At 69.9% G+C, this 24,514-nt stretch carries 25 protein-coding genes; 17 read left to right on the top strand and 8 right to left on the bottom strand.

The annotated features are described in order from the left end of the window. The first annotated feature begins 3 nt into the window (after positions 1 to 3). From FB547_RS03605 to FB547_RS03585, 5 genes are read left to right on the top strand one after another with little or no spacing between them, the layout of a single operon-like run. The gene (locus tag FB547_RS03605; RefSeq protein WP_145739687.1) at positions 4 to 978 is read left to right on the top strand and encodes an isopenicillin N synthase family dioxygenase; all 975 of its coding nucleotides are present in this window, start codon (positions 4 to 6) and stop codon (positions 976 to 978) included. 40 nt (positions 979 to 1,018) lie between these two features. After that, on the top strand, positions 1,019 to 2,065 hold the full coding sequence (locus FB547_RS03600; protein ID WP_225613309.1) for an ABC transporter substrate-binding protein: 1,047 nt from the start codon (positions 1,019 to 1,021) through the stop codon (positions 2,063 to 2,065). Further along, positions 2,062 to 3,177 (top strand): ABC transporter ATP-binding protein, encoded by a 1,116-nt coding sequence (locus tag FB547_RS03595; RefSeq protein ID WP_145739685.1) that lies wholly within the window; start codon positions 2,062 to 2,064, stop codon positions 3,175 to 3,177. Before FB547_RS03600 ends, FB547_RS03595 begins: the two co-directional genes overlap by 4 nt. 34 nt (positions 3,178 to 3,211) lie before the next feature. After that, positions 3,212 to 4,105, top strand: a complete 894-nt coding sequence (locus tag FB547_RS03590) for an ABC transporter permease (RefSeq protein ID WP_145739683.1) — start codon at positions 3,212 to 3,214, stop codon at positions 4,103 to 4,105. Continuing rightward, entirely contained in the window at positions 4,102 to 4,920 is an 819-nt protein-coding gene (locus FB547_RS03585) for an ABC transporter permease (protein WP_209501049.1), read from the top strand. Before FB547_RS03590 ends, FB547_RS03585 begins: the two co-directional genes overlap by 4 nt. Here FB547_RS03585 and FB547_RS03580 read toward each other — a convergent pair. Next, positions 4,917 to 5,669 (bottom strand): hypothetical protein, encoded by a 753-nt coding sequence (locus FB547_RS03580; protein ID WP_145739681.1) that lies wholly within the window; start codon positions 5,667 to 5,669, stop codon positions 4,917 to 4,919. The genes FB547_RS03585 and FB547_RS03580 overlap by 4 nt on opposite strands. Positions 5,670 to 5,725: 56 nt before the next feature. Between FB547_RS03580 and FB547_RS03575 the strand changes: the two genes are divergently transcribed. The 3 genes from FB547_RS03575 to FB547_RS03565 are packed head-to-tail and all read left to right on the top strand — an operon-like array spanning position 5,726 to position 7,791. Further along, complete coding sequence (locus FB547_RS03575; protein ID WP_145740549.1) at positions 5,726 to 6,319, top strand: LemA family protein; 594 nt, start codon at positions 5,726 to 5,728, stop codon at positions 6,317 to 6,319. Between the two features lie 12 nt (positions 6,320 to 6,331). Then, positions 6,332 to 7,264 carry a TPM domain-containing protein gene (locus tag FB547_RS03570; protein ID WP_145739680.1) on the top strand — a complete coding sequence of 311 codons (933 nt, stop codon included), beginning with the start codon at positions 6,332 to 6,334 and terminating at the stop codon, positions 7,262 to 7,264. A 2-nt stretch (positions 7,265 to 7,266) separates the two neighbouring features. Next, a complete protein-coding gene (locus FB547_RS03565; RefSeq protein ID WP_145739678.1) occupies positions 7,267 to 7,791 on the top strand; it encodes a TPM domain-containing protein in 525 nt (174 codons plus the stop codon). Between the two features lie 115 nt (positions 7,792 to 7,906). Here the strand turns inward: FB547_RS03565 and pdeM are convergent, their stop codons facing one another. Next, positions 7,907 to 8,590, bottom strand: coding sequence for a ligase-associated DNA damage response endonuclease PdeM (gene pdeM / locus FB547_RS03560; RefSeq protein WP_145739676.1), 684 nt, complete (start codon positions 8,588 to 8,590; stop codon positions 7,907 to 7,909). A 76-nt stretch (positions 8,591 to 8,666) separates the two neighbouring features. On the opposite strand from pdeM, the gene trxC reads away from it, so the two are divergent. Then, positions 8,667 to 9,116 carry a thioredoxin TrxC gene (gene trxC, locus FB547_RS03555; RefSeq protein WP_145739674.1) on the top strand — a complete coding sequence of 150 codons (450 nt, stop codon included), beginning with the start codon at positions 8,667 to 8,669 and terminating at the stop codon, positions 9,114 to 9,116. Positions 9,117 to 9,122: 6 nt separating this feature from the next. On the opposite strand, the gene FB547_RS03550 is transcribed toward trxC, so the two are convergent. From FB547_RS03550 to FB547_RS03540, 3 genes are read right to left on the bottom strand one after another with little or no spacing between them, the layout of a single operon-like run. Then, positions 9,123 to 11,888: a ligase-associated DNA damage response DEXH box helicase gene (locus FB547_RS03550; RefSeq protein ID WP_145739672.1), complete on the bottom strand. Its 2,766-nt coding sequence runs from the start codon at positions 11,886 to 11,888 to the stop codon at positions 9,123 to 9,125. Beyond that, entirely contained in the window at positions 11,885 to 13,540 is a 1,656-nt protein-coding gene (locus FB547_RS03545; RefSeq protein WP_145739670.1) for an ATP-dependent DNA ligase, read from the bottom strand. The genes FB547_RS03550 and FB547_RS03545 overlap by 4 nt, the downstream gene beginning before the upstream one ends. Next, complete coding sequence (locus FB547_RS03540; protein WP_145739668.1) at positions 13,537 to 14,682, bottom strand: ligase-associated DNA damage response exonuclease; 1,146 nt, start codon at positions 14,680 to 14,682, stop codon at positions 13,537 to 13,539. Before FB547_RS03540 ends, FB547_RS03545 begins: the two co-directional genes overlap by 4 nt. Positions 14,683 to 14,818: 136 nt before the next feature. On the opposite strand from FB547_RS03540, the gene FB547_RS03535 reads away from it, so the two are divergent. From FB547_RS03535 to hpxZ, 8 genes are all read left to right on the top strand, one after another. Next, a complete protein-coding gene (locus FB547_RS03535) occupies positions 14,819 to 15,724 on the top strand; it encodes a LysR family transcriptional regulator (protein WP_018906568.1) in 906 nt (301 codons plus the stop codon). Positions 15,725 to 15,861: 137 nt separating this feature from the next. Beyond that, positions 15,862 to 17,028: a ring-opening amidohydrolase gene (locus FB547_RS03530; RefSeq protein ID WP_145739666.1), complete on the top strand. Its 1,167-nt coding sequence runs from the start codon at positions 15,862 to 15,864 to the stop codon at positions 17,026 to 17,028. A 163-nt stretch (positions 17,029 to 17,191) separates the two neighbouring features. Further along, positions 17,192 to 18,406 carry an FAD-dependent oxidoreductase gene (locus FB547_RS03525; RefSeq protein WP_145739664.1) on the top strand — a complete coding sequence of 405 codons (1,215 nt, stop codon included), beginning with the start codon at positions 17,192 to 17,194 and terminating at the stop codon, positions 18,404 to 18,406. After that, positions 18,403 to 18,948 carry a VOC family protein gene (locus tag FB547_RS03520; protein ID WP_145739663.1) on the top strand — a complete coding sequence of 182 codons (546 nt, stop codon included), beginning with the start codon at positions 18,403 to 18,405 and terminating at the stop codon, positions 18,946 to 18,948. The genes FB547_RS03525 and FB547_RS03520 overlap by 4 nt, the downstream gene beginning before the upstream one ends. Next, entirely contained in the window at positions 18,935 to 19,942 is a 1,008-nt protein-coding gene (locus FB547_RS03515; RefSeq protein ID WP_145739661.1) for an ABC transporter substrate-binding protein, read from the top strand. The genes FB547_RS03520 and FB547_RS03515 overlap by 14 nt, the downstream gene beginning before the upstream one ends. An 8-nt stretch (positions 19,943 to 19,950) precedes the next feature. Beyond that, complete coding sequence (locus tag FB547_RS03510; protein ID WP_026284225.1) at positions 19,951 to 20,784, top strand: ABC transporter ATP-binding protein; 834 nt, start codon at positions 19,951 to 19,953, stop codon at positions 20,782 to 20,784. Continuing rightward, on the top strand, positions 20,781 to 21,557 hold the full coding sequence (locus tag FB547_RS03505) for an ABC transporter permease (protein WP_145739660.1): 777 nt from the start codon (positions 20,781 to 20,783) through the stop codon (positions 21,555 to 21,557). The genes FB547_RS03510 and FB547_RS03505 overlap by 4 nt, the downstream gene beginning before the upstream one ends. Positions 21,558 to 21,565: 8 nt before the next feature. After that, positions 21,566 to 21,955, top strand: coding sequence for an oxalurate catabolism protein HpxZ (gene hpxZ / locus FB547_RS03500; protein WP_261380204.1), 390 nt, complete (start codon positions 21,566 to 21,568; stop codon positions 21,953 to 21,955). Here the strand turns inward: hpxZ and FB547_RS03495 are convergent, their stop codons facing one another. From FB547_RS03495 to FB547_RS03485, 3 genes are all read right to left on the bottom strand, one after another. After that, positions 21,956 to 22,483 (bottom strand): DUF3617 domain-containing protein, encoded by a 528-nt coding sequence (locus FB547_RS03495; protein ID WP_145739658.1) that lies wholly within the window; start codon positions 22,481 to 22,483, stop codon positions 21,956 to 21,958. A gap of 80 nt (positions 22,484 to 22,563) precedes the next feature. Next, on the bottom strand, positions 22,564 to 23,271 hold the full coding sequence (locus FB547_RS03490) for a phosphatase PAP2 family protein (RefSeq protein ID WP_145739656.1): 708 nt from the start codon (positions 23,269 to 23,271) through the stop codon (positions 22,564 to 22,566). A 49-nt stretch (positions 23,272 to 23,320) separates the two neighbouring features. Further along, a complete protein-coding gene (locus FB547_RS03485) occupies positions 23,321 to 24,484 on the bottom strand; it encodes a Gfo/Idh/MocA family protein (RefSeq protein ID WP_145739655.1) in 1,164 nt (387 codons plus the stop codon). Positions 24,485 to 24,514: the final 30 nt, after the last annotated feature.

The raw sequence follows: 24,514 nt of genomic DNA, 5'->3' as shown, positions 1-24,514 counted from the left end.
CCGATGCTGAACTCCATTCCCCTCGTCGACCTTGGCGGCAACCTCGACCCGGGCGTTCCCTCTGCCAGGAAGGCGGCCCTGCAGCTTCACGAAGCGCTGAGCACCATCGGCTTTGCCTACATCTCGGGACACACCGTACAGCGCGCCACGCGCGACGCGGCCTTTGCGGCCTCGCGCGAGTTCCACGCCTCCACCCTCGAGCAAAAGCGCTCCCTCGCGATCAATGCCTTCCATCGCGGCTACATGGGCATGGCCACCTCGACCATCGTGACCTCGTCGGTGGCCAGGGTCACCAGGCCCAACATGAGCGAATCGCTGATGCTCATGCACGAACTGCCGCCGGACGACGCAGGCCTTCTCGCCGGCCTGCCGATGCAGGGGCCGAACCAGTGGCCCGGATGGCTGCCGGGCTTCAAACCCGCCATGACGCAGTACGTGAGCGAGGTCGACGCACTCGGCCGCTACATCGTGCGCCTGATCGCGATGAGCCTGGGCCTGGAGGCCACCGCGCTCGACCACCACTTCGACCACCCCACCACCTTCCTGCGCGCGTTGCACTATCCCCCGCAGCCGCCGGTCGAAGACGACCAGATGGGCTCGGCGCCCCACACCGACTACGGGATCATCACGCTGCTCGCGCAGGACGACTCCGGGGGCCTGCAGGTGCGACCGCGCGGCGGCGACTGGATCGAGGCGCCGCCGATTCCGGACACCTATGTGCTCAACGTCGGCGACATGCTCGCGCGCTGGACCAACGACCGCTTCGTGTCCACGCCGCACCGCGTCATCAACCGCTCGGGGGGCGACCGCTATTCGCTGCCCTACTTTCTCGACCCCGGCATGGACGCGCTGATCGAATGCCTGCCGACCTGCACCGACGCGCAGCATCCGCCCCGCTACGAGCCGGTGTCCTACGGCGAGTACCTGCTCGAGAGGCTCGACAAGAACTACGCCTACCGCAAGCCGGCGAACACCTGAACGGCCTCTTCTTCTTTTCTTCTCTTCCCAGGACGCAACCATGAAAGCCTTCTCCCGCCGCGACTGCCTGCAAGCCATGGCCGCCGCAGCCGGCATGTCCGCACTCGCGATGCCGGGCATGTCGTTCGCCGCGCAGAACCTCGTCGTCAACACCTACGGCGGACGCTGGGAAAAATTCTGGCGCTCCGACCTGATGCCCACGTTCATGAAATCGGCCGGCGTGGAAACCACGCTCGACGTTGGCCTGGGCAAGAACTTCGTGGCCAACCTGCGCGCAGCCGGCGTTGCGAAGCCGCCCTACAGCATCCTGATGGTCAACGAGAACATCGCAAGCCTGGTGCGTGCCGAAGGCTACTTCGAGCCCATTCCCGCGGCCAAGGTGCCCAACCTCGCAAGCGTGTACCCGATCCTGCGCAATGCCGAGGACAACGGGGTGCGCGGCATTGTCTCGACCATCGGCATCGGCTACCGCAAGGACCTGGTGAAGACACCGCCCAAGGCGTGGTCGGACCTGTGGAGCAACCCCGAGTTCAAGGGCAAGATCGGCCTCTACCAGATCGGCAACACGGCCGCGATGCTGTTCCTGCTGATGACGGCCAAGCTCTACGGCGGCTCGCAGGACGCGATCGACCGCGCCTTCACCGAGATCAAGAAGCTCCTGCCGTTCACGCAGGCCGACTGGAGCGGCACCCTGTCGACCATGCTCACGCGCGGCGACGTGACGGTGGCGGTGATCGACTTCCCCGAGATCGTGGCCCTGCAGAAAAAGGGCGTGCCCGTGGAGATGGTGGTGCCCACCGAGGGCGTGCTGGCCTTCGAACAGTCGTTCAACGTGCTGAAGAATGCGCCGGCCAAGGAAGAGGCTTACAAGTACCTCGACTTCATCCTGCGCCCCGACGTGCAGGAAATGATGGCCAAGGAGTTCTTCACCTCGCCGACCAACACCCGGTCGAAGCTTTCGCCCGACCTTGCCAAGGACGTGCCGGTGAGCGGGGACCGCATGAAGTCGATCTTCCAGTTCGACTGGGCCAAGGTGAACCCGCAGGTCGCGGCCATCACCGACCGCTGGAACCGGGAGATGAAGTGAGCGAAACCGCCTCCGCACGCGCCGCCACGGGCCGCCGCACCACGCGGGTGTCGCTCGACGGCCTGCGCAAGCACTTCGACAACGCACCCGCGCCGGCCATCTCGCACCTCGACCTCAAGACCGAGGAAGGCGAATTCATCTCGCTGCTGGGCCCGAGCGGCTGCGGCAAGACGACCACCCTGCGCTGCGTGGCCGGGTTCGAGTTTCCCGACGAAGGCCGCGTGCGCCTGAACGACGAGGACATCACCGACCTGCCGCCCGAGAAACGCGACATCGGCATGGTGTTCCAGAACTACGCGCTGTTTCCGCACCTGACGGTGTGGCGCAACCTGGCGTTCGGCCTGGAGATGCGCGGCATCGGCAAGGCCGAGTGCAAGCGCCGCATCGACGACGTGCTCGCGATGGTGCAGCTCACCGCCTTGGCCGAGCGTTATCCGCGCCAGCTCTCGGGCGGCCAGCAGCAACGCGTGGCGCTGGCGCGCGCGCTGGTGATCGAGCCGCGCCTGCTGCTGCTCGACGAACCGCTCGCGAACCTCGACGCGGTGCTGCGCGAGGACATGCGCGTGTTCATCCGCGAGCTGCAGAAGCGCGTGGGCATCACCACGCTCTACGTGACGCACGACCAGTCGGAAGCCATGGTGATGTCCGACCGCGTGGCCGTGATGCTCGGCGGCAAACTGCTGCAGTTCGACGTTCCCGAGGCGATCTACATGCGCCCGCGCAGCGTGGAAGTGGCGCGCTTCATCGGCCGCTCGAACCTCATCGAAGGCAGCGTCGAAGGCCTGACCGACGAACCCGGTCCATATCCCACCTACCGCGTGAGCACCGCACTCGGCAGCGTGCCGGCAAGCCACGACCAGCCCCTTGCGACAGGGCAGCCGGTGCACGTGACGATCCGCCCCGAGGCGATCCGCTTCCGCAACGACGGGCCTTACGCCGGGCGCGTGCAGTCGGCCTACTTCCTCGGCAGCACGGTCGAGCACACGGTGCAGTGCGCCGGTGGCCAGGGCCTGCTGGTGCAGACGTCGCCGGGCCGGCGCATGGACGCCGGCGCCCAGGCGGCCTTTGCCTTCGACCCGGGCCACGCCTGGATCATCGCGGCCGCGCCATGAGCGCAGCGCCAAGGGTGCGCCAATGAGCGCCGTGATGACAGCCGAAGCGCCGCCGCGCAGCAGCGCCCGGCGCAAGGCGCGCCCGGGACGCGGCGCGTTCTGGCTGATCGCACCGGCGCTGGTGCTGATCGGCGTGTTCCTGGTGCTGCCCTACCTGAACATCATCGCCATGAGCCTGCGGCCCACGGCCGTGGGGGCACCCTATGGCGCGGGCTTCACGCTCGGCAACTACGCCCATGCGCTCGGCGACGGCTACATCCTCGGCGTGCTGGCCGACACGCTTGTGCTCGGCGCGACGACCGTGCCCATCTGCCTGCTGCTGGGCTACCCCGTGGCCTACCACCTGGCGCGCACGCGTTCGCGCTGGGGCAGCCTGCTGTATGTGCTGGTGCTGTCGCCGCTCCTGGTGGGCGTGGTGGTACGCAGCTTCGGCTGGCTGATCCTGCTGTCGGGCAACGGCGTGATCAACCGCGTGCTGATCGATCTCGGGCTGGTCGAGACCGGGCTGCAGCTCATGAACAACCGCCTGGGCGTGACAGTCGCGCTGGTGCATGTGTTCCTGCCGTTCATGATCCTGCCGCTGGTGGGTGTGATCCAGAGCATCGACCCGACGCTGGAGCAGGCCGCGCGCTCGCTCGGCGCCTCCCGGTTCAAGGTGTTCTGGCGGCTCGTTCTTCCGATGTCGTGGCCCGGCATCCAGGCGGGCACGGTCCTGGTGTTCGTGCTCACGCTGAGCGCCTACGTGACGCCGGTGATGCTGGGCGGCGCGCAGGTCAAGACGATGTCAGTGCTCGTGGTGCAGAACCTGATCGACAACTTCCAATGGCCCACCGGTGCAGCGCAGGCGCTGGTGCTCTCGGCCTGCGGCATGGTGGCGGTGTGGGTCTATGCTCGCCTCACCGGGCACTTCATGAAGGGCCTGCAATGAGAACGAAGCGCAAGCCCCTGGCCACACGCGTGGCCGATGCCATGGGCCTGGCGTACGTCGGCGCGGTCTACGTGTTCCTGCTGCTGCCGATCGCGGTGATCGTGCTGATGTCGCTCAACGCAGGCGAGTTCCTGACCTTTCCGCCGCAGGGCATCTCGCTGCGCTGGTTCGGCGCGCTGTTCGCCAACGAGGCCTTCATGCGCGCCATCGGCACCTCGCTGCAGGTGGCGGCAATCGCGACCGTGTGCTCGACCGTGATCGGCGTGGCTGGCGCGCTCTACGTGGTGCGCCATGCCACGCGGCTGCGCGAGGGCCTGCGCATGCTGTTGATGCTGCCGCTCATGCTGCCCGAGATCCTCACGGCGATCGCGCTGCTGTTCTTCCTGTACGCGAGCGGCGTCGGCACGCGCACGATGTTCGGGCTGCTGGTGGGCCACGTACTGGTCACGCTGCCCTATGTGTTCACCAACGTCGCGTCGTCGCTCTACAACCAGGACGGCTCGCTGGAGCAGGCCGCGCGCAGCCTCGGCGCTTCGCCGTGGCGGGCCTTCGTGCGCGTGACGCTGCCGCTGATCAAGCCGGGCATCATCACGGGCGCGCTGTTCGCGTTCGTGATCTCGTTCGACCTGTTCAACATGTCCCTGCTGCTCAAGGGCATCGGCATGACGACACTGCCGCTGCAGCTGTTCGACTACCTGCGCTGGGACTTCGACCCGACGGCTGCGGCCGTGTCGACGGTGAGCATCGTGGTCACGCTGGTGGCCGTCGTCTGGGTCGACCGCACCGTGGGGCTGCGCTCGCTGCGTTTCGGCTAGGGCTGGAGCCAGCGGCGCGCCACGGCCTGCATGTCGCCCTGCGCAGCCTCCCACACCAGCTCCGGCGCCGCCACGTGCACACCCGGCGGCGCGATGCGCAGCGCCAGGTCGACCAGCTCGGCCACCTTCGACGCGCGCACCGGCTGCTCGCTCGTCGGCACCATGAAGCGCACGATGGAGAGCATCCACGCCGCGAGCCTTTCGGCGGGGTTGGCGAACTTTGCGTTGAGCGGCTTGCGCGCCGAGCGCACGAGGATCACGCGGTCGAAGCCGTTGGCGACCACGGCCTGCTCGTCGAGGCTCGCAAGGCCGCGCTTGAGTGCCTCGGGCAGCCTGCCCTGGTCGTGCGGCTGCACGATGGCCAGCGTTTGCACGCCGCAGGCGCGCAGCCAGCGCGCGAGCTCGGGCAGGTCCGAAGGCTGCGGCACCCAGAGCGCGCGTTCGCGGTCGTGGTAGAGCCGCGGCGGGTCGAAGGCGATGACCGCGCTGTCGGCCGATGCCAGCGGCCATTGCGCGATCGGCAGGCCGGGGGCGAGGTAGGTTTCAACGCCGCGCAGCCCGTCGCGGATGGGCTCGCGCGCCAGCACGCGCGCATGGGCGAAGCGGTGGCTGCCCGCCAGGCGGCGCAGCAGCTCCTGGCCCAAGGCGCCGGTCGCGCCGGCCATCAGCAGCGTGCCGGCGCCTGCCGCCGCAGCGGGCAATGCTGCGCGGTTCGCGCCTTGCAGCGCATGGAGAGGATCGAGGGCCATGGAGCCTTCTATGCTAACTTCGGCTTCCTTCTGCGGAGGTAATGCAAATGACGATGATGAAACGCTGGCTCCTGATTCTTGCGGCGGCGCTGTCGCTGAGCGGCTGCGGCTACAACCAGTTCCAGTCGCTCGACGAGGCCAGCAAGTCGGCCTGGAGCGAGGTGCTCAACCAGTACCAGCGGCGCGCCGACCTGGTGCCCAACATCGTGGCCACCGTGAAAGGCGAGGCCAGCTTCGAGCAGGACACGCTCACCAAGGTGATCGAGGCGCGCGCCAAGGCCACCTCGATCCAGGTCTCGCCCGAGACGCTCAACAACCCCGAGGCGTTCAACAAGTTCCAGCAGGCGCAGGGCGAGCTTTCATCGGCGCTCTCGCGGCTCATGGTGGTGGCGGAACGCTATCCGGAGCTGAAGGCCAACCAGGCCTTCCGCGACCTGCGCGTGACGCTCGAAGGCACCGAGAACCGCATCACCGTGGCGCGCAACCGCTACATCCAGACGGTGCAGGAGTACAACGTGCTGGCGCGCAGCTTCCCGACCAACATCACGGCCAAGATCTTCAGCTACCAGCCCAAGCCCAACTTCTCGGTGCAGAACGAAGCGCAGATCTCGACGCCGCCCACGGTCGATTTCAGTGCACCTAAAAAGTAAGACGCCCGCCTGATGGCTCTTGCCCTCTTCCGCCGCGCACTGGCCACCGTCCTGCTGGCTGCGGCCGCATGGGGCGGTCTTGCGGCGGCGGCATGGGCACAGGGCCTGCTGCCGGTGCCGGCGCTCACGGCGCGGGTGATCGACCAGACGCAGACGCTGGCCGACTCCGAGCGCGCCGATCTCGAAGCCAAGCTGGCCGCATTCGAACAGCGCAAGGGCTCGCAGATGGTGGTGCTGATGGTGCCCACCACCGAGCCCGAAGACATTGCGAGCTATGCCAACCGCGTGGGCAACGCCTGGAAGATCGGGCGCAAGGAGGTCGGCGACGGCATCCTGGTGATCGTGGCCAAGAACGACCGCAAGATGCGCATCGAAGTGGCCAAGGCGCTCGAGGGCGCAGTGCCCGACCTGGCGGCCATCCGCATCATCGACGAGGAGATGAAGCCACGCTTTCGCAACAACGACTTCGCGGGCGGGCTGAACGCGGCCGTGGCCCGGCTCATCGGGCTGGTCGACGGCGAGGCGCTGCCCGCGCCTTCCAGTGGCGACGGCGGCAAGGATTCCAGCGAAGGCATCGACTGGGAGAACCTCGCGATCTTCCTGTTCGTGGGCGTCTTCATCGCGGCGCCGATCGTGCGCTCGATCGTCGGCAAGAAGCTGGGCTCGGTGGTCATGGGCGGCGGCATCGGCGTGATTGCCTTCCTCATCACGACCAGCATCGTCATCGCGGTGCTGGCGGGCCTGGCGGCGCTGATGGTGTCGCTGTTCTCGGCCGTGGCTGCGACGAGCCCGGGACGCCGCGGCGGTGGTGGTGGCGGCTTCGGTGGTTGGGGCGGCGGCGGTGGCGGCGGCTGGAGCAGCGGCGGCAGCAGCGGCGGCGGCGGTGGCTTCAGCTCCGGCGGCGGCGGCGATTTCGGGGGCGGCGGCGCCTCGGGGGACTGGTAGGCATGGCAACGGCAACGCTTTTCTCGAAGCTGGCCCGCATCTGGCGCCACCAGTGGATGGATGAAGCCGATGTGCGGCGCGTGCTGCCCGATGCCGCCATGGAACGCCTCGCGGCGCGCGTGGCCGCGAGTGAGCGCCGCCACAGCGGCGAGATCCGCATCTGCGTGGAGGCGGGCCTGCCATGGTCCTACCTGCGGCGCGATGCTTCGGCGCGCGAGCGTGCCGTCACGCTGTTCGGCAAGCTGCGCGTGTGGGACACCGAGCACAACAACGGCGTGCTGATCTACCTGCTGCTGGCCGAGCATGCGATCGAGATCGTGGCCGACCGCGGCATCGACGCGCGCGTCGACGATGCCGAATGGGCCGCAATGGCGCAGCGCATGGGCGCGGCCTTCCGCGAAGGCCGCTTCGAGGACGGGCTCACGCAGGCGCTGGAAGAGATGTCGGCCTTGCTGGTGGCGCATTTTCCGTTGGGCGAGAACGAGCCCGACACCAACGAGCTGCCCGACGAGCCCGTGGTTCTTTGAATTTCTCCCTCCCCTTCCGGGGGAGGGCCGGGGAGGGGGCAAGCGGCGTCGACACTGGGCACGCTCTGCCTGCCCCCATCCCAGCCTTCCCCCGGAGGGGGAAGGAGCTAAATCCTTACTCCGATGACGGCAGCGCCCACACGGCCGCGCCGCCCACCGCATAGAAACGCCGCCCCGGCGCGCGCTCCATCAGCCACCCGCCCGTGAACTCGCCGAAGGCCGGCAGCACGGCCTGCTGCGCATCGCTTGCAAAGCACGGCAGCCGCACGCTGTCGCGTCCCGGGCCGTGCAGCCTGCACACGGGATGCAGGTGCCCCGCGAGCACGAAGTGCGTGGCATGCGCCTGCGGATGGTGGCAGCAGGCAAAAGGCCCGAGCAGATAGGGCTCGTCGACCACCTCGATGCCGAGCGCGGCGGGCGGATCGCCCGCGCGGCTGTCGTGGTTGCCCCGCACCAGCACCATGCCGACGGAGGCATGCGCGGCGCGCCAGGCGGCCAGCGCCGCCAGCACCTGCGGCGTGCGCGCCTGCGCCGCATGCAGGAAATCGCCAAGGAACACGATGCGCTGCGGCGCATGGGCCGCGACGAGCGCGTCGAGCCGCGCCAGGTTCTGTTGCGTGGTGCCGCCCGGCACCGGCTGGCCGAGCGCGCGGTAGGTAGCGGCCTTGCCGATGTGCAGGTCGGCAATGAACAGCACGCGGCCCTCGGGCCACCAGAGGGCGTGCTCGGGCAACAGGTGCAACAGTTCGCCGGCCCACTGGACGGGGAGCGCCGATGCGGGGAGATTCGAAGCGGTCACGGGCCACGAGTGTCGCAAAAGACGGCCGGGCCGGCGGCCATCTTGCAATTCACCCCGCGGACCCCAGTTCTTCGTCATGACCGAAACGCCTTCGCTGCACATCGTCTGCCCGCACTGCCACACGACCAACCGCGTGCGCGCCGCGCAGCTGGGCAGTGCGCCCGACTGCGGCAGCTGCCACCGCGCGCTGTTCACCGGCCATTCCACCGCGCTGCCGGACGAAAAGACCTTCGACCGCCACATTGCGCGCAATGAAATCCCGGTGCTGGTGGACTTCTGGGCGCCCTGGTGCGGCCCCTGCCGCCAGATGGCGCCGGGCTACGAACAGGCCGCGGCCCAGCTCGAACCGCAGGTGCGGCTGGCCAAGGTGGACACGGAAGCCGTGCCGGCGCTGGGCGCGCGCTTCAACATCCGCAGCATCCCGACGCTGGCGCTGTTCCGCGGCGGCCGCGAAGTGGCGCGCCAGGCCGGCGCCATGGGCGCGGCGGACATCGTGCGCTGGGTCAAGGCGCACGGCGCGGGCTGAGCAGGCTCACAGGGGCGGCAAGGGCCGTGACGACCGACTGCGCTCGCGGCGCGGCGCGGCCGGCGGCTTGCCCGGCCCTTCCTGGCCGAATGCGAGCGTGCGCTTCACGCGCTCCACGCCCCCGGCCGTGACCACGCCGCCCGCGGCCTTCTCGAGCTGCTCGACCATGCGCGCAATGCGGTCGGCCACGTTCTCGTTCGACAGCTTCTCGCGGAACAGCTCGACCATGAGCGGGAACGAGAACGGCGTGGGCCGCTCGAGCGGCTTCAGCACCAGCTGCTGAGCCGCCATGCGCGCGAGGCTGGCACCCAGGCGCCCGATCTCGAGTTCCTGCGCAAGCAGTTCCTGCTCGGCCTGCAGCAGCAGCTTGTTCGCCGGGTCGTACTTGCGGAACACCTCCCAGAACAGCGACGAGGAGGCCTGCAGCTGCCTGCTGCTGCGCTTCTCTCCCGGATAGCCCTGGAAGACCAGCCCCGAGACGCGCGCAATCTCGCGGAAGCGGCGCTGCGCCAGTTCGCCTGCGTTGAGCGAGGCCAGCACCTCGTGCAGCAGCGTGGCATGCGCATCCTCGCCCTGCGGCAGGCGCAGCACCTGCGGCAGCAGCGCGGGCCAGTCGACCGGCGTGGCGCTCAGCAGCTCGAAGCCGTAGTCGTTCACTGCAATGGAGAAAGTGCGCGCCTCGTGCTGCGCCACGCGCCAGGCCAGCAGGCTCGCAAGCCCCAGGTGCACATGCCGCCCCGCGAAGGGATAGAGGAACAGGTGCGAGCCTTCGCGCGTGGCGAGCGTTTCGGCCAGCAGGGTCTCTGGCGTGGGCAGGGCCGACCATTGCTGCTGGATCTCGAGCAGCGGCCGCACGCATTGCAGCTCGGGCGATCCGTAGCGCCCCTCGCCGGCCAGCGCGAGCTGCTGCACCACCGCATCGGCCAGCGTGGTCGACAGCGGCATGCGCCCGCCGTTCCAGCGCGGCACCGCGGCGCGCTTGCCCGAAGCGCGCCGCACCCAGGCCGTCATGTCGTGGATGCGCACGAGTTCGAGCAGCCGGCCGCCGAACAGAAAGCAGTCGCCGGGCTTCATGCGCGCGACAAAGCCCTCCTCGACGCTGCCGATCCTGGCGCCGCCCATGTACTGCACCGCCATGCTGGCATCGCTCACGATGGTGCCGATGTTCATGCGGTGGCGCCGCGCAAGCCGCGCATCCGGCACGCGCCAGACGCCCTCTGCATCAGGCACCGCGCGCCGGTAATCGGGGTAGGCGGCCAGCGAAGGCCCGCCCTGCGAGACGAAGGCCAGGCACCACGCCCAGCTCTCGCGCGACAGGTCCGCGTAGGCGGCGGTGCCGCGCACTTCGGCATACAGATCGTCGGGCACGAAGCCGCCGCCGAGCGCCACCGTGACCAGATGCTGCACCAGCACGTCGAGCGGCTGCACCGGCGTGTGGCGCGCCTCGATGTGGCCGGCCGCGATGGCCGCGCGCGCCGCGGCGCCTTCGACCATCTCGATGCTGTGGGTGGGCACGAGCGTGATGCGCGAGGGCCGGCCCGGCGCATGGCCCGAGCGCCCCGCGCGCTGCAGCAGCCGCGCCACGCCCTTGGGCGAACCGATCTGCAGCACGCGTTCGACCGGCAGGAAGTCCACGCCCAGGTCCAGGCTCGAGGTGCAGACCACGGCCTTGAGCTCGCCGTTCTTGAGGCCCAGCTCGACCCACTCGCGCACCGCGCGGTCGAGCGAGCCGTGGTGCAGCGCGATGATGCCGGCCCATTCGGGCCGCGCCTCGAGCATCGCCTGGTACCAGATCTCGGATTGCGAGCGCGTGTTGGTGAACACCAGCGTGGTGCTGCTGGCGGCAATCTCGTCGAGCACCTGCGGCAGCATCGTGAGGCCCAGGTGGCCGCCCCACGGAAAGCGCTCGGCGCGGCCGGGCAGCAGCGAATCGACAATCAACTTCTTGGTCACTGCGCCCTGCACCAGCACGCCCTGTTCACGTCCCAGCAGGGCGTGCATGGCCTCCTGCAGATTGCCAAGAGTGGCCGACATGCCCCACACCGCGAGCCCCGCATTCCAGCGCCTGAGCCGCGCGAGCGCCAGCTGCACCTGCACGCCGCGCTTGTTGCCGAGCAGCTCGTGCCATTCGTCGACCACCACCATCCTCACGCGGCCCAGCACCTCGCTGGCATCGGCGCGCGCGAGCAGCAGCGACAGGCTCTCTGGCGTGGTGACGAGCACGGTCGGCAGGCGCTCGTTCTGCGCGCTGCGCTCGGCCGGCGAGGTGTCGCCGCTGCGCGCGCCGGCGCTCCAGCGGTGCACGTCGATGCCCTGGGCATCCATCGCCTCGAGCGGCTGCTGCAGCGCGCGCAGCGTGTCGGCCGCGAGCGCGCGCATGGGCGTGATCCACAGCACGGTGAGCGGCGGCGGCGTGGTCTTTCCGCTGCGCGAGGAAGGCGGCGCTGCGGACGAGAACGCCTGCAGCGCGCCGAGCCACACGGCGTAGGTCTTGCCTGCGCCGGTGGTCGCATGCAGCAGCCCCGAACGCCCTGCAGCCACGGCCTTCCACACGTCGCGCTGGAACTTGAAAGGCTTCCAGCCGCGCGCTGCAAACCAGGCGTCGAGCGCCGCCTTGACTGCTGCTGCCCTGCTCCTTCCTCTTCCGGGGGAAGGCTGGGATGGGGGCACGCGGCCTTCGAGAGGCGGCGGATCCTTGATACGCCGCTGGCCCCCACCCCGGCCCTCCCCCGGAAGGGGAGGGAGAAATTCGGGGTCCGGTCGCTCGGTCATGACGGCAGCAGCGCGGCCAGCGTCTGCAGGGTGTCCGCTTCCACCACCGGCTTGTCCTCGCGCCAGCGCAGCATGCGCGGAAAGCGCACCGCGATACCGCTCTTGTGACGCGTGCTGCGCGCAATGCCTTCGAAGCCCAGCTCGAACACCAGCGTGGGCTTGACGCTCTTCACCGGGCCGAAGCTCTCGACCGTGGTCTTGCGGATGATCGCGTCCACGCGTGCCATCTCGGCGTCGGTGAGGCCCGAATAGGCCTTGGCAAATGGCACGAGCTTGCGGCCTTCCTGTTCGGGCGGACCGTCCCAGACGGCGAAGGTGTAGTCGCTGTAGAGGCTCGCGCGCCGGCCGTGGCCGCGCTGCGCGTAGACGAGCACGGCGTCGATGCTGAGCGGATCGATCTTCCACTTCCACCACACGCCCACGTCCTTGGTGCGGCCCACGCCGTACTGCGCGTCGCGGCGCTTGAGCATCATGCCCTCCACGCCCAGGCTGCGCGCCGCCTCGCGCTGGCGTGCGAAGTCGCTCCACTCGATGCCGGTGAGCATCGGGCTCGGCAGCAGCGAGGGATGCTGCATGCGCGTGACGAGCTCGTCGAGCAGCAGCCGGCGCTGCGACTGCGGCAGCGCGCGCAGGTCGCGCCCTTCCCATTCGAGGATGTCGTAGGCCAGCAGCACCACCGGAATCTCGCGCAGCAGCTTCGCGCCCAGCGTCTTGCGGCCGATGCGCTTCTGCAGCTCCGCGAAGGGCTGCACGCGGTCGCCGCGCCAGACGGCAATCTCGCCGTCGAGCACCGTGCCGTCGGGCAACGCATCGCCCAGCACGGCCAGCTCGGGGAAGCGCTCGGTCACCAGCTCTTCGCCGCGCGACCACAGCCATGCGGCGCCTGCGCGCTTGACCAGCTGCGCGCGGATGCCGTCCCACTTCCATTCGACGATCCAGCCGGCCGGCGGGCCGAGCACGGCATCGAATTGTTCGAGCGGCAGGTTGAAGGCATGCGCGAGAAAGAACGGGTACGGCTGCCCACTGGTCTTCTGCACCTGCTCCGCACCGGACTCCGGCGCGATCAGCGCGCGGTAGTCTTCCGCGCGCGGCCGGCCGCCGATGTGGGTGTAGCCCATGAGGCGCTGCGCCACGCGCTTGGGATCGATGCCGCCCACGCCCGCGAGCGCCTGCGTGACCTGCAGCTTCGACACGCCCACGCGGAAGGCGCCGGTGATGAGCTTGAAGTACACCAGCCGTTCTTCGGCCGCGAGCTGGCGCCACTGCGCGCGCAGCCGTGCGGGCAGTTCGTCGGGCGCCGCCTTGCCGGCCTCGCGCAGCGGCAGCAGGTGCTCCTCGACCCAGCGCGCCAGGCCGAGGTCGTGCGCCTCGGTGGGCGGCGGCAGCAGCAGCGCGATGGTTTCGGCCAGGTCGCCGACCGCCTCGTAGCTCTCGTCGAACAGCCATTCGGGCAGGCCCGCGGCTTCCTGCGCGAGCAGGCGCAGCAGCTTGGTGGGCACGAGCTGGCGCGGCTTGCCGCCAGCCAGGAAGTACACGGCCCACGCGGCATCGGCCGGATCGGCCTCGCGCAGGTAGCGCTGCAGCGCAGCCTGCTTGGCGAGGCTCGAAGTGCTGGCGTCGAGCTCGCGGTAGAGCGCGGCGAACGCTTTCATGCCTTCGCTCCTTCCCCTTCCGGGGGAAGGTCGGGATGGGGGCTCTCGGCGTCCCCATCGAGCGCCGCCTGCCCCCTCCCCTGCCCTCCCCCGGAAGGGGAGGGAGCTTCCTGGTCGTCCTCGTCGCCGTACTCGGTCCTGAAGCCCTGCGCGTCCAATCCGTTCTCGCTGAGCCAGCGCACCATCACCGCCACGCTGCCGTGGGTGACGAACACGCGCCCGGCCCCCGTGCCCGCAATGGCCTGCTGCAGGCCGGGCCAGTCGGCGTGGTCCGACATCACGAAGCCGCGGTCCACGCCGCGCCGCCGGCGCGTGCCGCGCAGCTGCATCCAGCCGCTCGCGAAGGCGTCGGCATGGTGGCCGAAGCGGCGCATCCATGGCGTTCCCTGGGCCGAGGGCGGCGCCAGCACCAGCGCCCGCTTGAGCAGCGCGGCATCGACGCCCGGATCGGTCACGCGCAGGGTCTGCGGCAGGGCCACGCCCGCGGCGCGGTACACCGCGTTGAGCGGCTCCACGGCGCCATGCACCACGATCGGCCCGATGGAGGCGTCCACGCCATGCAGGATGCGCTGCGCCTTGCCGAAGGCGTAGCAGAACAGCACCGACGCGCGGCCGGCCTCGGCATTGGCGCGCCACCAGGCGTCGATCTCTGCGAACAGCGCGGCCTGCGTGGGCCAGCGGTAGATCGGCAGGCCGAAGGTCGACTCGGTGATGAAGGTGTCGCAGGGCACGGGCTCGAAGGGCGCGCAGGTGCCGTCGGGCTCGGTCTTGTAGTCGCCCGAGGCCACCCACACGCGGCCGCCGTGTTCGAGCCGCACCTGCGCCGAGCCCAGCACGTGGCCGGCCGGATGCAGCGAGATGCGCACGCCGTGGTGTTCGATGTGTTCGCCGTACGCGAGCGTCTGCAGCGCGATGTCGCTGCCGAGGCGGGTGCGCAGCGTGCCGGCGCTGTCGGTGTGCGCGAGGTAGTGGCCGTGGCCGGCGCGCGCGTGGTCGGAATGCGCGTGGGTGATGACGGCGCGCGCCACCGGCCGCCAGGGGTCGATGTAGAAGTCGCCCGGCGGGCAGTAGAGGCCCTCGGGGCGCGCCACCACGAGGTCGCCAGGGCGCAAGGCGGAACTGTGGGGCAGCGGCGCGGTCATGGCCCGACATCGTAGGCCGGCCCGGTGGTCCGCGTGCCGAAGGCCGGGCGCGAAGCGGTGTGGGCGGCGGCCTACGCTCGCTTCGCCGGCCCGGCCGTGCATGGCCCTGTGGAACAATCTTCGCCACTCACTCCCCATGCTGCATCCGCCTCGCCACTTCGTCTACCTCGATGCCGTCGCGCGCGCGGGGTCGATCCGCAAGGCGGCCGAGAAGCTGCACGTGGCCTCGACGGCGCTCAACCGCAAGATCCTCGAGATCGAGTCCGACATCGGCACGCCGCTGTTCGAGCGCCTGCCGCGCGGCGTGCGCCTCACGGCAGCGGGCGAGGTGCTGATCACCGCGGTGCGGCGCAGCATGGCCGACATGCGCTCGGCCGAGTCGCAGATCGAGCAACTGCGCGGGCTGGTGCGCGGCACGGTGCGCATCGGCTGCGCCGAATCGGTCGCGACCGACCTGATCCCCGGCACCATCGCGCACTACCAGCAGACGCACCCGGGCGTGCAGTTCCAGATCGTCTCGGGCGTGACGGGCAACCTGGTCGCGTCGCTGATGGCCGACGATGTGGAACTGATCCTGGTGCACGACCCGCAGCCCTCGGAGACGCTGCGCGTGATCAGCGCGATCGCGCAGCCGCTGTGCGCGATGCTGCGGCCCGACCACCCGCTGGCGAAGCGCGCCACGCTGCGGCTGGCCGATTGCCAGAAATACACCGTGGCGCTGGGCGACCGGTCGTTCGGCAGCCGGCGGCTGCTCGACGACGTGATGGCGCGCTCGCGCATCGCGCTGCAGGTCGCGCTGGAGGCCAGCACCGTGCAGACGCTCAAGGAGTTCACGCGGCAGACGGGCGCGATCAGCTTCCAGTTCCAGATCGGCACGCTCAACGAGGTGCGGCGCGGCGAGCTGGTATCGATCCCGCTGTCGGACCGGGCGCTGGCGCACAGCCAGCTGGTGCTGGCGGCGCGCGCCGGCCGCATGCTGCCGATCGCCACGCTGTCGTTCATGGAAACGCTGGTCAACCGGCTGGCAGCGTTGCCGGGCTGAGCGGCCCGGGGGCGCGCGCCGTCAAGGCGGCGAATCGCGCACTGCACACAATTTGCGCTCGGTCCGAGCGAAACATTGCGCTGGAGGTTTGCACCCCGGCTGCCCATACTGCGTTCATCTGTTGCACCGCAGCATCCATGGACGCCCACACCCTCCTTCCCCCAGGCACCGCGCCAACGCAGGCTGCCACGCGCCCGCAACTGGCCGTGCACCGCCTGCCGATGGCCCATCCGGGCGACCTCTCGGCGCTCGCCGCGCTGTTCGACGAGGGCGTGATCGAGCCCGCCCAGGTGGTAGCCGTGATCGGCAAGACCGAAGGCAATGGCGGTGTCAACGACTTCACGCGCGGCTACTTCACCCAGACGCTGATGAGCCTGCTGGCCGCGCGGCTGGGCCGGCCGGCCGCCGAACTGCTGCGCGAGCTGCCCTGCATCCTGTCGGGCGGCACCGAGGGTGTGCTGAGCCCGCACTACGTGGTGTTCGCGCGCACCGGGCAGCCCGCCGCGGCCGCAGGGCCCGGCCCGGGCGCACTGGCGATCGGCACGGCCGTCAGCGCGCCGCTGCCCGCGCAGCATGTCGGGCGCTGGGCGCAGGTGGCGTCGGTGGCCGGCGCGGTGCGCGAGGCGATGCGCGGCGCCGGCATCGCCCGCGCCGAGGACGTGGCCTTCGTGCAGGTCAAGTGCCCCTGCGTGACGGCCGCGCGCGCCCAGGCCGCCACCGCGGCCGGCCACACGGTGCTGACCGCCGACTCGGGTCGCTCGATGGCGGCGGCGCGTGCCGCCGGCGCTTTCGGCGTGGCGATCGCACTGGGCGAGCTGCCCGACGACCCGGCGCTGGAGGCCGCGATGGGGGCCGACTTCGAGCGCTTCTCCCGCCGTGCGAGCATTTCGTCGGGCATCGAGGTCGAGGCCAACGAAGTGATCGTGCTCGGCCACAGCGCGGCATGGGAAGGCACGCTGCGCATGGCCTGCGCACCGATGCGCGACGCGCTGGACATCGGCGCGGTGGCCGAGGCGCTGCGGCCGCTGGGCATGAACGCGGCGCCCCAGCTGAGCGCGGCCGATGCAGCACGGGTGGCGGCGGTGTTCGTCAAGTGCGAGCCCGACCGCCGCGGCCACGTGCGCGGCCTGCGCCACACCATGCTCGACGACACCGACATCAATGCCCAGCGCCACATCCGCGGCGCGGTCGGCGGCATGGTGGCCGGCGTGCTGGGGGACGCGCGCATCTTCGTTTCGGGCGGCGCCGAGCACCAGGGGCCGGACGGCGGCGGACTGGTCGCGGTGATCGCGCACGCGGCATGACAGCACGCTTGCAAACCGATGCCGGCGCGGACTTGGTACGCATCCTGCAGGTGACCGCACCCACCATGCACGCCACCGGCCACGCCTTCGAACAACGCCATCCCCGGCAACACCGGCGTCGCGCGCCTGCCGCGGCGGCGCCTCTCAGCGAGACCTCATCCGCATGAAGATCGTGATCATCGGAGCCGGCGTGGCCGGCGCCATCCTGGCCCGCCGGCTCGCCGCGCTGCCCGGCGTCGAACTGCATTGCCTGGAGCGCGTCGGGCCCGACGACCACTCCGAGGCCGGCACCGGCCTCAACGTGGGCCCCAATGCGGTCAAGGCGCTGCGCCTGTGCGACGCGGCGCTGGCCGCCGAGGTCGAGGCTGCGAGCCTGCCGTGGAAGCACTGGCAGATCGCCCTGACCGACGGCACGGTGCTGTTCGACCTGCCGCTGTCGCAGGTGGCGGACAACCCCGGCATCCGCATCCGCTGGTCGGAGCTCTACCGCGTGCTGCGCGAAGGCGCGGGCGCGGCGATCCGGTATGGCTGCGAGATCGCGTCGATCGCCGCGGCCACGGGCGGCGGCGGACGCACCGCCGTGCGCTACGTCCAGGGCGGCGTCGAGCACCGCATCGACGACATCGACCTGCTGGTCGGCGCGGACGGCCGCTATTCCGCCACCCGTGCGGCGTTCTCGGGCCTGCCCGAGCCGCGCCATGTGGGCGTGGCGATCCTGCGCACGCTGGTGCCCGACACCAGCGCCGGCCTGATCGACGACTACGGCCAGTGGTTCAACGGCCCGCACCGGCTGCTGGCCTTCCGCGTGCCGCCGGGGCATGTCTACATCGCGGCGACCTACCCGGTCGAACCCGGCGCGCCGCTGCGCGACGAATGGAAGACCGAAGCCACGATGCGCGCCACCTACCGGCCCGCGCAGGGTGCGCCGAGCGCGCAGGTGCAATGGCTGATGGACGCCATGTGCGCCAACCTGCCGCACAGCCACTGGGCCCGCATGCAGGAGTCCGACGTGCTGTTCGGCGAAGCCGATTTCAATGTGATGTACCTGGGCGACAGCGCCCACGGCATGGCACCCACGCTGGGCCAGGGCGCGACCCAGGCCATGGAGGACGCCTGCGCCGCCGCGCTGATCCTCGAGCGCGAGATCCGCGCCGGCCGCCAGGCGCCGCGCGACTGGCTGGCGCTGGTGGACGCCGCGCGGCGCGAGCGCATCCGCTTCGCGATGGCGCTGTCGATCACGGCCACCGACACCATGCTGGCCGGCGCCGATCCGGTGGCCGGAACGCGCTGGAAGACCGGGCCCGGGTTCCTCGGCGACCTTTCCACCCTGTTCCGCGACGTGTCGCTGGGCCAGCGCGAGCCGGTGCCTGCGCCATGACAACGACGAACGCCGCCATCACGCACGGCCTCTTCCATCTCGCGATCAAGACCGCGGACCTTGGCCGCACCCGCGCCTTCTGGACCGGCGTGATCGGCCTGCGCGAGATCGCGCGGCCCGACTTCGGCTACCCCGGCGCATGGCTGGCCTGCGGACAGCCGGGCGGCCAGGCCATCATCCACGTCTATGCCGGCGGCCCGGCGCTCGGCCAGGGCGGCCAGGTGCCGCACGGCAGCGGCGCCATCGACCATGTGTCGCTGGCCTGCTCGGGCTACCACGCCTATGTCGCGCGCTTTCGCGCCGCGGGGCTGGACTGGCGCGAATTCCTCGTGCCCGGCACCACGCTGTGGCAGCTGTTCGTCTACGACCCGAGCGGCGTGCAGCTCGAGCTCACCTTCGAAGGCGCGGTGGAAGACGGCGCGCCGCCCGACATGTCGGCCGCGCGCGTGTACCGCGCCGGCAGCTCCTTCTTCGACCCGCTTGCCTATCCCGCCCTGACCCCGCCACCCCGTTCCGGAGAACCCCACGATGCCACGCCCTGAGCTTTCCTTCGCCGCGCCCCTTCGTGCCGCCGCCCGTCTCGCCGGCGCCGCGGCCTTCGTCCTCGCAGCGTTCGCGGTGCTGCCGGCCCAGGCGGCCGACAGGATCAAGGTCGGCGTGTTTCCCTCGAGCGCGGCACTGCCGTTCTACGTGGCCGTGAACCGCGGCTACTTCAAGGAGGCCGACCTGGAGATCGAGGAGGTGCCCATGACCAGCCACCCGCTGACCGTGCAGGCGCTGGTGTCGAACGGCATCGACGCGGCGGTGAACCTGGTGACGCTCGAAGGCGCCAACATGGAATCGCGCCGGCCCAACACGCTGAAGTACATCTCGCTCAACGGGCAGAACGCGCAGCACGTGATCGAGCAGTTCGTCGTCAAGGCCGACAGCCCGGCGCGGACGCTGAAGGATTTCAGGAACGGCTTCAAGCTGTTCTCGGCGCCCGGCCCCGCCAACATCGGCGCGGCGCGCGCGGTGCTCAGGAAGGTGGGCCTGACCGAAGGCCGCGACTTCACGATCCAGGAGCAGCAGATCGGCGTGCACCTGGGCGCGCTGCAGTCGGGCAACTTCGACGGCGGCTACACGCTCGAGCCGTCGGCCACCATCATGGTTGCGCAGAAGATCGGCAAGCGCATCGAGGCCGGCGTGATCTCCACCTACCTGCTGGGCAACAAGAGCGCCTCGGCCTTCGCGGCCGGCGCCGTGATGTCGGGCAGGTTCATGGCCGACAAGCCCGACGTGGCCAGGCGCTTCGCCGCCGCCTGGGCGCGCGGCGTGAAGGAAGCGCAGGCCGACAGCAGCGCGCGCGGCTACCTGGTGCAGGGCATGAAGGTGCCGCCCGAACTGGCCGCCACCGTGCCGCTGCCGCGCATCGTGATGGCCAAGGACATGACCCCCGCCGATGTGGGCGACTTCCAGAAGTTCCTCGACATCGGCACCGAGCTGGGCGTGGTCAAGGACAGGATCGACGGCAAGGCGCTGGTGCGGGCCTTCTGATGCGCACCATGAGCACCCATCTGCCGATCGGCACCGCCGCGCCCGATGCCGCGGATGCCGGCGCCTCGCACCGCTGGTACCCGAAGGGCACGCACATCACGATCCGCGGGCTGACCAAGCGCTTCCAGGACGCGACCATCTACGACAACTTCGACCTCGACATTCCGAAGGGAAAGATCGTGTCGGTGTTCGGCCCCAACGGCTGCGGCAAGAGCACGCTGATCAACATGATCGCGGGCATCCTGCCGTGCGACAGCGGCCAGATCCTGTTCGAGGGCAAGGAAGCGCGCGAGACGCGCATCGGCTACGTGTTCCAGAACTACCGCGAGGCGGTGTTCCCGTGGCTGCGCGCGATCGACAACATCCGCTACCCGCTGCAGTACCTGAACCTGTCGAAGGCGGAGCAGCAGTCGCGCATGGACAGGCTGATGGAGAGCTTCGACGTCAAGCTCGACCTGCAGCGCTACCCCTACCAGATGTCGGGCGGCCAGCAGCAGCTGGTGTCGATCATGCGGGCACTGGTGGTCGACCCCGAGGTGCTGTTCCTCGACGAGCCTTTCTCCGCGCTCGACTACGAGATGGTGATGTTCCTGCGCGAGCGGCTGCAGAAGGTGCTGGTCGAACGCCGGACCACCACCTTGCTGGTCTCGCACGACCTGGACGAGGCCGTGCTCTTGGCCGACGAGGTGCTGCTGCTGACCAAGCGGCCCACGCGCGTGGCCGAGAACCTGCCCTTCGACGTGGCGCGCCCGCGCACGGCCGACACCACGATCACGCCGGCCTTCATCGCCACCAAGACCCGCGCGCTGGACGTGTTCCAGCGGGAGGTGCGCAAGCCATGAGCCTCGCCCATCGAGCCAACGCCTTCGGCGCCCGCCTGCGGCCGCTGTTCGGCATCGCCGCGCTGATCGGCCTCTGGGCCTTCGTGCATGGGACACGCGCGGTCGACCCGGTGCTGCTGCCCTCGCCGCTCGAGGCGCTCGCGGCCTTCTGGAACGGCCTCGCGCACGGCACGCTGTGGGGCGACTTCTTCAAGACCATCGTGCGCACCGTCACGTCCTTCGGCCTTGCGCTCGTGATCGCGGTGCCGCTGGGCATCGTGCTGGGGTCGAACGAGAAGATCTACGAATCGATCGAGTTCGCGATCGACTTCTTCCGCTCGACGCCGGCCTCGGCCATGTTCCCGCTGTTCCTGGTGCTGTTCGGCGTCGGCGAGGCCACCAAGATTGCGGTCGCGGCCTTCGGCGCGGCGCTGGCCATCCTGTTCAACGTCGCCTACGGCGTGATGAGCGCGCGCAAGCAGCGCCAGCTCGCGGCCAAGGTGATGGGCGCGCCGCGCTGGCGCGTGCTGACCGACGTGATCCTGCTCGAATCGATGCCGCAGGTGTTCGTCGGCATGCGCTCGGGCGTGTCGATCGCACTGGTGATCGTGATCGTGGCCGAGATGTTCATCGGCTCCACCGATGGCCTCGGACAGCGCATCATGAACGCGCAGACCATTTTCGACATGCCCGACATGTACGCCTCGATCTTCGCGGCGGGCCTGCTCGGCTACGTGATGAACCTCGTATTCCTGGTGGCGGAGCGGCGCTTCGTCCACTGGGGCGGAAAGTAAGACAAGCCATGACCGTTTCCATGACCGACATCAACCTGCCCGCCGTGCTCGCCGAAGTCGAGGCCGCGTTCGCCGAGTACGAACGCGCGCTCGTCACCAACGACGTGCCGGTGCTCGACAGGCTCTTCTGGGATTCGCCGCACACGCTGCGCTACGGCGCCGGCGAGAACCTCTACGGCTATGACGCGATACGCGCGTTCCGCCAGGGCCGGCCTGCGGTCAACCTCGAGCGCGAGATCACCGCCAAGGCCATCACCACCTTCGGGCAGGACTTTGCGGTCGCGAACGTCGAGTTCAGGCGCGCGGGCAGCGACCGCACGGGCCGCCAGAGCCAGACCTGGGCGCGCCTGCCGGAGGGCTGGCGCGTGGTGTCGGCGCACGTGAGCCTGATGGGCTAGCTATTTCTTCGGCTGGCCCTTCATCATGTCGACGACGTTCATCTTCATGCCGTTCCCCATGATCATGTCGCCGGGCTTCTGCCCGGCCTTGCACGGGCCGACCCACTTCGCCTCCATGACGAAGCTCGCGCCGGATTTGCCCATCATCGGCGGCTTGTAGGTCGAGCTGCTTTCCATCCGGTAGCTGGAACCGAAGTCGCCCGTGACCACCGCGTGGCTGGTGGCGGTGGTCGTGCCCATCTTGCACACGGAATCGATCACCAGCGTGCTGCCTTCCCTGCGCATCTCCTGCTTCGAGCAGGCGTCCTTGCCCATGCCCTGCCCCATGTCGCGCAGCGCCTGGTCGGTGGCGGCGTCGATGCATTGCTGCACGGTTTGCGCCGGCGCGCTGCTGGCGCCACCGGCGCTGTCCCCCATCTTCATCTCCCAGAGGCCGGGCTTGCGCGCGGGATAGTCGATGGCCAGCGCGGGCAAGGCCGTGCTGCAAGCCAGCATGAAAAGGGCAATGGCGGATGGACGAATCTTCATGGCGGACTCCGCGTCGGTTCGAAGAAAAGGATGCCCGGGTTCTACCGCGCGCGGCGCGCGGCTGGAATAGTGCAATCGGCCTACGCCGGCCGTGCCTGCACGGCGGCTGCCGCCGCCACGGCCTTGCGGGGACGCGAGGCCAGCCCGAAGCCGATGCCCAGCGCCAGCCCGCCGAGCACGTCGACCAGCACGTGCTGGCGCACCGCCATCGTCGAATAGACGATGGCCACGGCCCACGCGATGTTGAGCGCGCGAGCCCACGCGGGCGCCGCCACCTCGCGCAACTGCCGCGCGAGCACTACGCACGCAAACACGGAGAACGACACATGCAGCGACGGAAACGCATTGCCGGCCGCATCGACGGTTTTCAGCAAATGCAGCGAGGTGCCCGGGCTGCTGTCGATGCTGAAGTTCGGGATGGCCGTGGGCACGAACCAGAACACCACGAGCGCGATGCCGGTCATGAAGGCGCAGCCCAGCGCAAAGCTCCAGAGCTCCCGCCTGTCCTTGGCAAGGAACACCGGCAGCGCGATGTAGAGCCACAGCGAAAGATAGACCGGCAGCAGCGCCGGCCAGAAGGCGATCAGCCGGTCGAACGCGGTGAGCGGCAGCGTCCAGGGCTGGTCGGCGTTCTTCATGATCCAGAAATACAGCGGAAAGAACCCCGCGGTCGCGACCGTGTTGCCGACCAGCTTCAGCGGCCAGAGCGCGCGGCACCGCCGGCCCAGGGCGCGAAGCCAGGGCTGCGGGTTCGAAGGCGGCGGATTCTCGAAAGAAGAAGGTGTCATGAACGCCCGATGCGGTGCGCCTGGAACTCGCGCAAGCGAGCCCGCGGCCCTACCAGGGCGTCCATTTTGATTCGCTTTGGGCCGAGGCCACCGTGCGCTCGATGAAGCGCACGCCGCGTGCGCCGTCTTCCACGCGTGGATAGTCGGCCGCGATGGCATCGGCCGGCTGGCCCGCATGCCGTGCGCGGATGTCCGCCACGACGCCGGCATAGATGTTGGCAAAGGCCTCGATGAAGCCTTCGGGATGGCCGGCCGGCAGGCGGCTGGCGCGCTGCGCGGCCTCGCACAGCCATGGCGAGCCGCGCGTGAGGATCTGCTTCGGCCCGTCGTGCGGCAGGTGCACCAGCTGGCTCGGCTGCTCCTGCCGCCACTCGAGCGTGCCGAGCGTGCCCGAGACGCGCAGCCGCAGGTCGTTCTCCAGGCCGGTGTTGATCTGCGAGGCAATCAGCACGCCGCGCGCGCCGCCCTTGAAGCGCAGCAGCAGGCTGCCGTCGTCGTCGAGCATGCGGCCCGGCACCAGCGCGCTCAGGTCGGCGCACAGGCTCTCGATCTCCAGGCCGGTGACGCTCGCGACCAGGTTCTCGGCGTGCGAGCCGATATCGCCGATGGCGCCGGCCGCGCCGCTCCTCGCGGGATCGGTGCGCCAGCCGGCCTGCTTGTTGCCGGCGCCTTCGAGCTGGCTCGCGAGCCAGCCCTGGTTGTATTCGACCACCACCTTGCGCAGTTCGCCGAGTCGGCCCGAGCGGACCATCTCGCGCGCCTGCCGCACCATCGGGTAGCCGGTGTAGTTGTAGGTCACGCCGAACAGCGTGCCCTGCTTCTTCACGGCCGCAACCAGCGCATCGGCCTGCGCGCGCGTGTGCACCAGCGGCTTGTCGCACACCACGTGGAAGCCGGCTTCGACGAAGGCCTGCGCGACCGGAAAGTGCACGTGGTTGGGCGTGACGATGGAGACGAAGTCGACGCGTTCCTCGGGCGGGCGCTTCAGCTCGTCGGCCAGCAGCGACTGCCAGTCGCCGTGGTTGCGGCCGTCGGCCAGGTGCAGGTCGCGCCCCGAGGCGCGCGCCTTGTCCGGACTCGACGACAGCGCGCCGGCCACGAGCTCGATCTGCCCGTCGAGCGCCATGGCGTTGCGGTGCACGGCGCCGATGAAGGCGTCGCGGCCGCCGCCGACCATGGCGCAGCGCAGCTTGCGGGGAGGTGTATCGGTCATGTCGAAGCGTTCCTGGAAACTGTCCCCTCT

The sequence above is a fragment of the Variovorax beijingensis genome (assembly GCF_007828835.1).
Taxonomy (GTDB): Bacteria; Pseudomonadota; Gammaproteobacteria; order Burkholderiales; family Burkholderiaceae_C; genus Variovorax; species Variovorax beijingensis_A.
Note: the sequence above shows the minus strand (reverse complement) of the source record. Positions and strands in the feature narration are given on the sequence as shown.

What these genes read in the sequence shown, in the direction of transcription:
- FB547_RS03605 (WP_145739687.1), top strand. Translation starts at nt 4, where the DNA reads ATGCTGAACTCCATTCCCCTCGTCGACCTTGGCGGCAACCTCGACCCG.
- FB547_RS03570 (WP_145739680.1), top strand. Translation starts at nt 6,332, where the DNA reads ATGGCTCTTGCCCTCTTCCGCCGCGCACTGGCCACCGTCCTGCTGGCT.
- FB547_RS03520 (WP_145739663.1), top strand. Translation starts at nt 18,403, where the DNA reads ATGACAACGACGAACGCCGCCATCACGCACGGCCTCTTCCATCTCGCG.
- FB547_RS03505 (WP_145739660.1), top strand. Translation starts at nt 20,781, where the DNA reads ATGAGCCTCGCCCATCGAGCCAACGCCTTCGGCGCCCGCCTGCGGCCG.
- FB547_RS03545 (WP_145739670.1), bottom strand. Translation starts at nt 13,540, where the DNA reads ATGAAAGCGTTCGCCGCGCTCTACCGCGAGCTCGACGCCAGCACTTCG.
- FB547_RS03565 (WP_145739678.1), top strand. Translation starts at nt 7,267, where the DNA reads ATGGCAACGGCAACGCTTTTCTCGAAGCTGGCCCGCATCTGGCGCCAC.
- FB547_RS03575 (WP_145740549.1), top strand. Translation starts at nt 5,726, where the DNA reads ATGAAACGCTGGCTCCTGATTCTTGCGGCGGCGCTGTCGCTGAGCGGC.
- FB547_RS03585 (WP_209501049.1), top strand. Translation starts at nt 4,102, where the DNA reads ATGAGAACGAAGCGCAAGCCCCTGGCCACACGCGTGGCCGATGCCATG.
- FB547_RS03510 (WP_026284225.1), top strand. Translation starts at nt 19,951, where the DNA reads ATGAGCACCCATCTGCCGATCGGCACCGCCGCGCCCGATGCCGCGGAT.
- FB547_RS03540 (WP_145739668.1), bottom strand. Translation starts at nt 14,682, where the DNA reads ATGACCGCGCCGCTGCCCCACAGTTCCGCCTTGCGCCCTGGCGACCTC.
- FB547_RS03600 (WP_225613309.1), top strand. Translation starts at nt 1,019, where the DNA reads ATGAAAGCCTTCTCCCGCCGCGACTGCCTGCAAGCCATGGCCGCCGCA.
- FB547_RS03530 (WP_145739666.1), top strand. Translation starts at nt 15,862, where the DNA reads ATGGACGCCCACACCCTCCTTCCCCCAGGCACCGCGCCAACGCAGGCT.
- FB547_RS03515 (WP_145739661.1), top strand. Translation starts at nt 18,935, where the DNA reads ATGCCACGCCCTGAGCTTTCCTTCGCCGCGCCCCTTCGTGCCGCCGCC.
- FB547_RS03525 (WP_145739664.1), top strand. Translation starts at nt 17,192, where the DNA reads ATGAAGATCGTGATCATCGGAGCCGGCGTGGCCGGCGCCATCCTGGCC.
- FB547_RS03550 (WP_145739672.1), bottom strand. Translation starts at nt 11,888, where the DNA reads ATGACCGAGCGACCGGACCCCGAATTTCTCCCTCCCCTTCCGGGGGAG.
- FB547_RS03495 (WP_145739658.1), bottom strand. Translation starts at nt 22,483, where the DNA reads ATGAAGATTCGTCCATCCGCCATTGCCCTTTTCATGCTGGCTTGCAGC.
- FB547_RS03590 (WP_145739683.1), top strand. Translation starts at nt 3,212, where the DNA reads ATGACAGCCGAAGCGCCGCCGCGCAGCAGCGCCCGGCGCAAGGCGCGC.
- trxC (WP_145739674.1), top strand. Translation starts at nt 8,667, where the DNA reads ATGACCGAAACGCCTTCGCTGCACATCGTCTGCCCGCACTGCCACACG.
- FB547_RS03535 (WP_018906568.1), top strand. Translation starts at nt 14,819, where the DNA reads ATGCTGCATCCGCCTCGCCACTTCGTCTACCTCGATGCCGTCGCGCGC.
- FB547_RS03580 (WP_145739681.1), bottom strand. Translation starts at nt 5,669, where the DNA reads ATGGCCCTCGATCCTCTCCATGCGCTGCAAGGCGCGAACCGCGCAGCA.
- hpxZ (WP_261380204.1), top strand. Translation starts at nt 21,566, where the DNA reads ATGACCGTTTCCATGACCGACATCAACCTGCCCGCCGTGCTCGCCGAA.
- FB547_RS03490 (WP_145739656.1), bottom strand. Translation starts at nt 23,271, where the DNA reads ATGACACCTTCTTCTTTCGAGAATCCGCCGCCTTCGAACCCGCAGCCC.
- FB547_RS03485 (WP_145739655.1), bottom strand. Translation starts at nt 24,484, where the DNA reads ATGACCGATACACCTCCCCGCAAGCTGCGCTGCGCCATGGTCGGCGGC.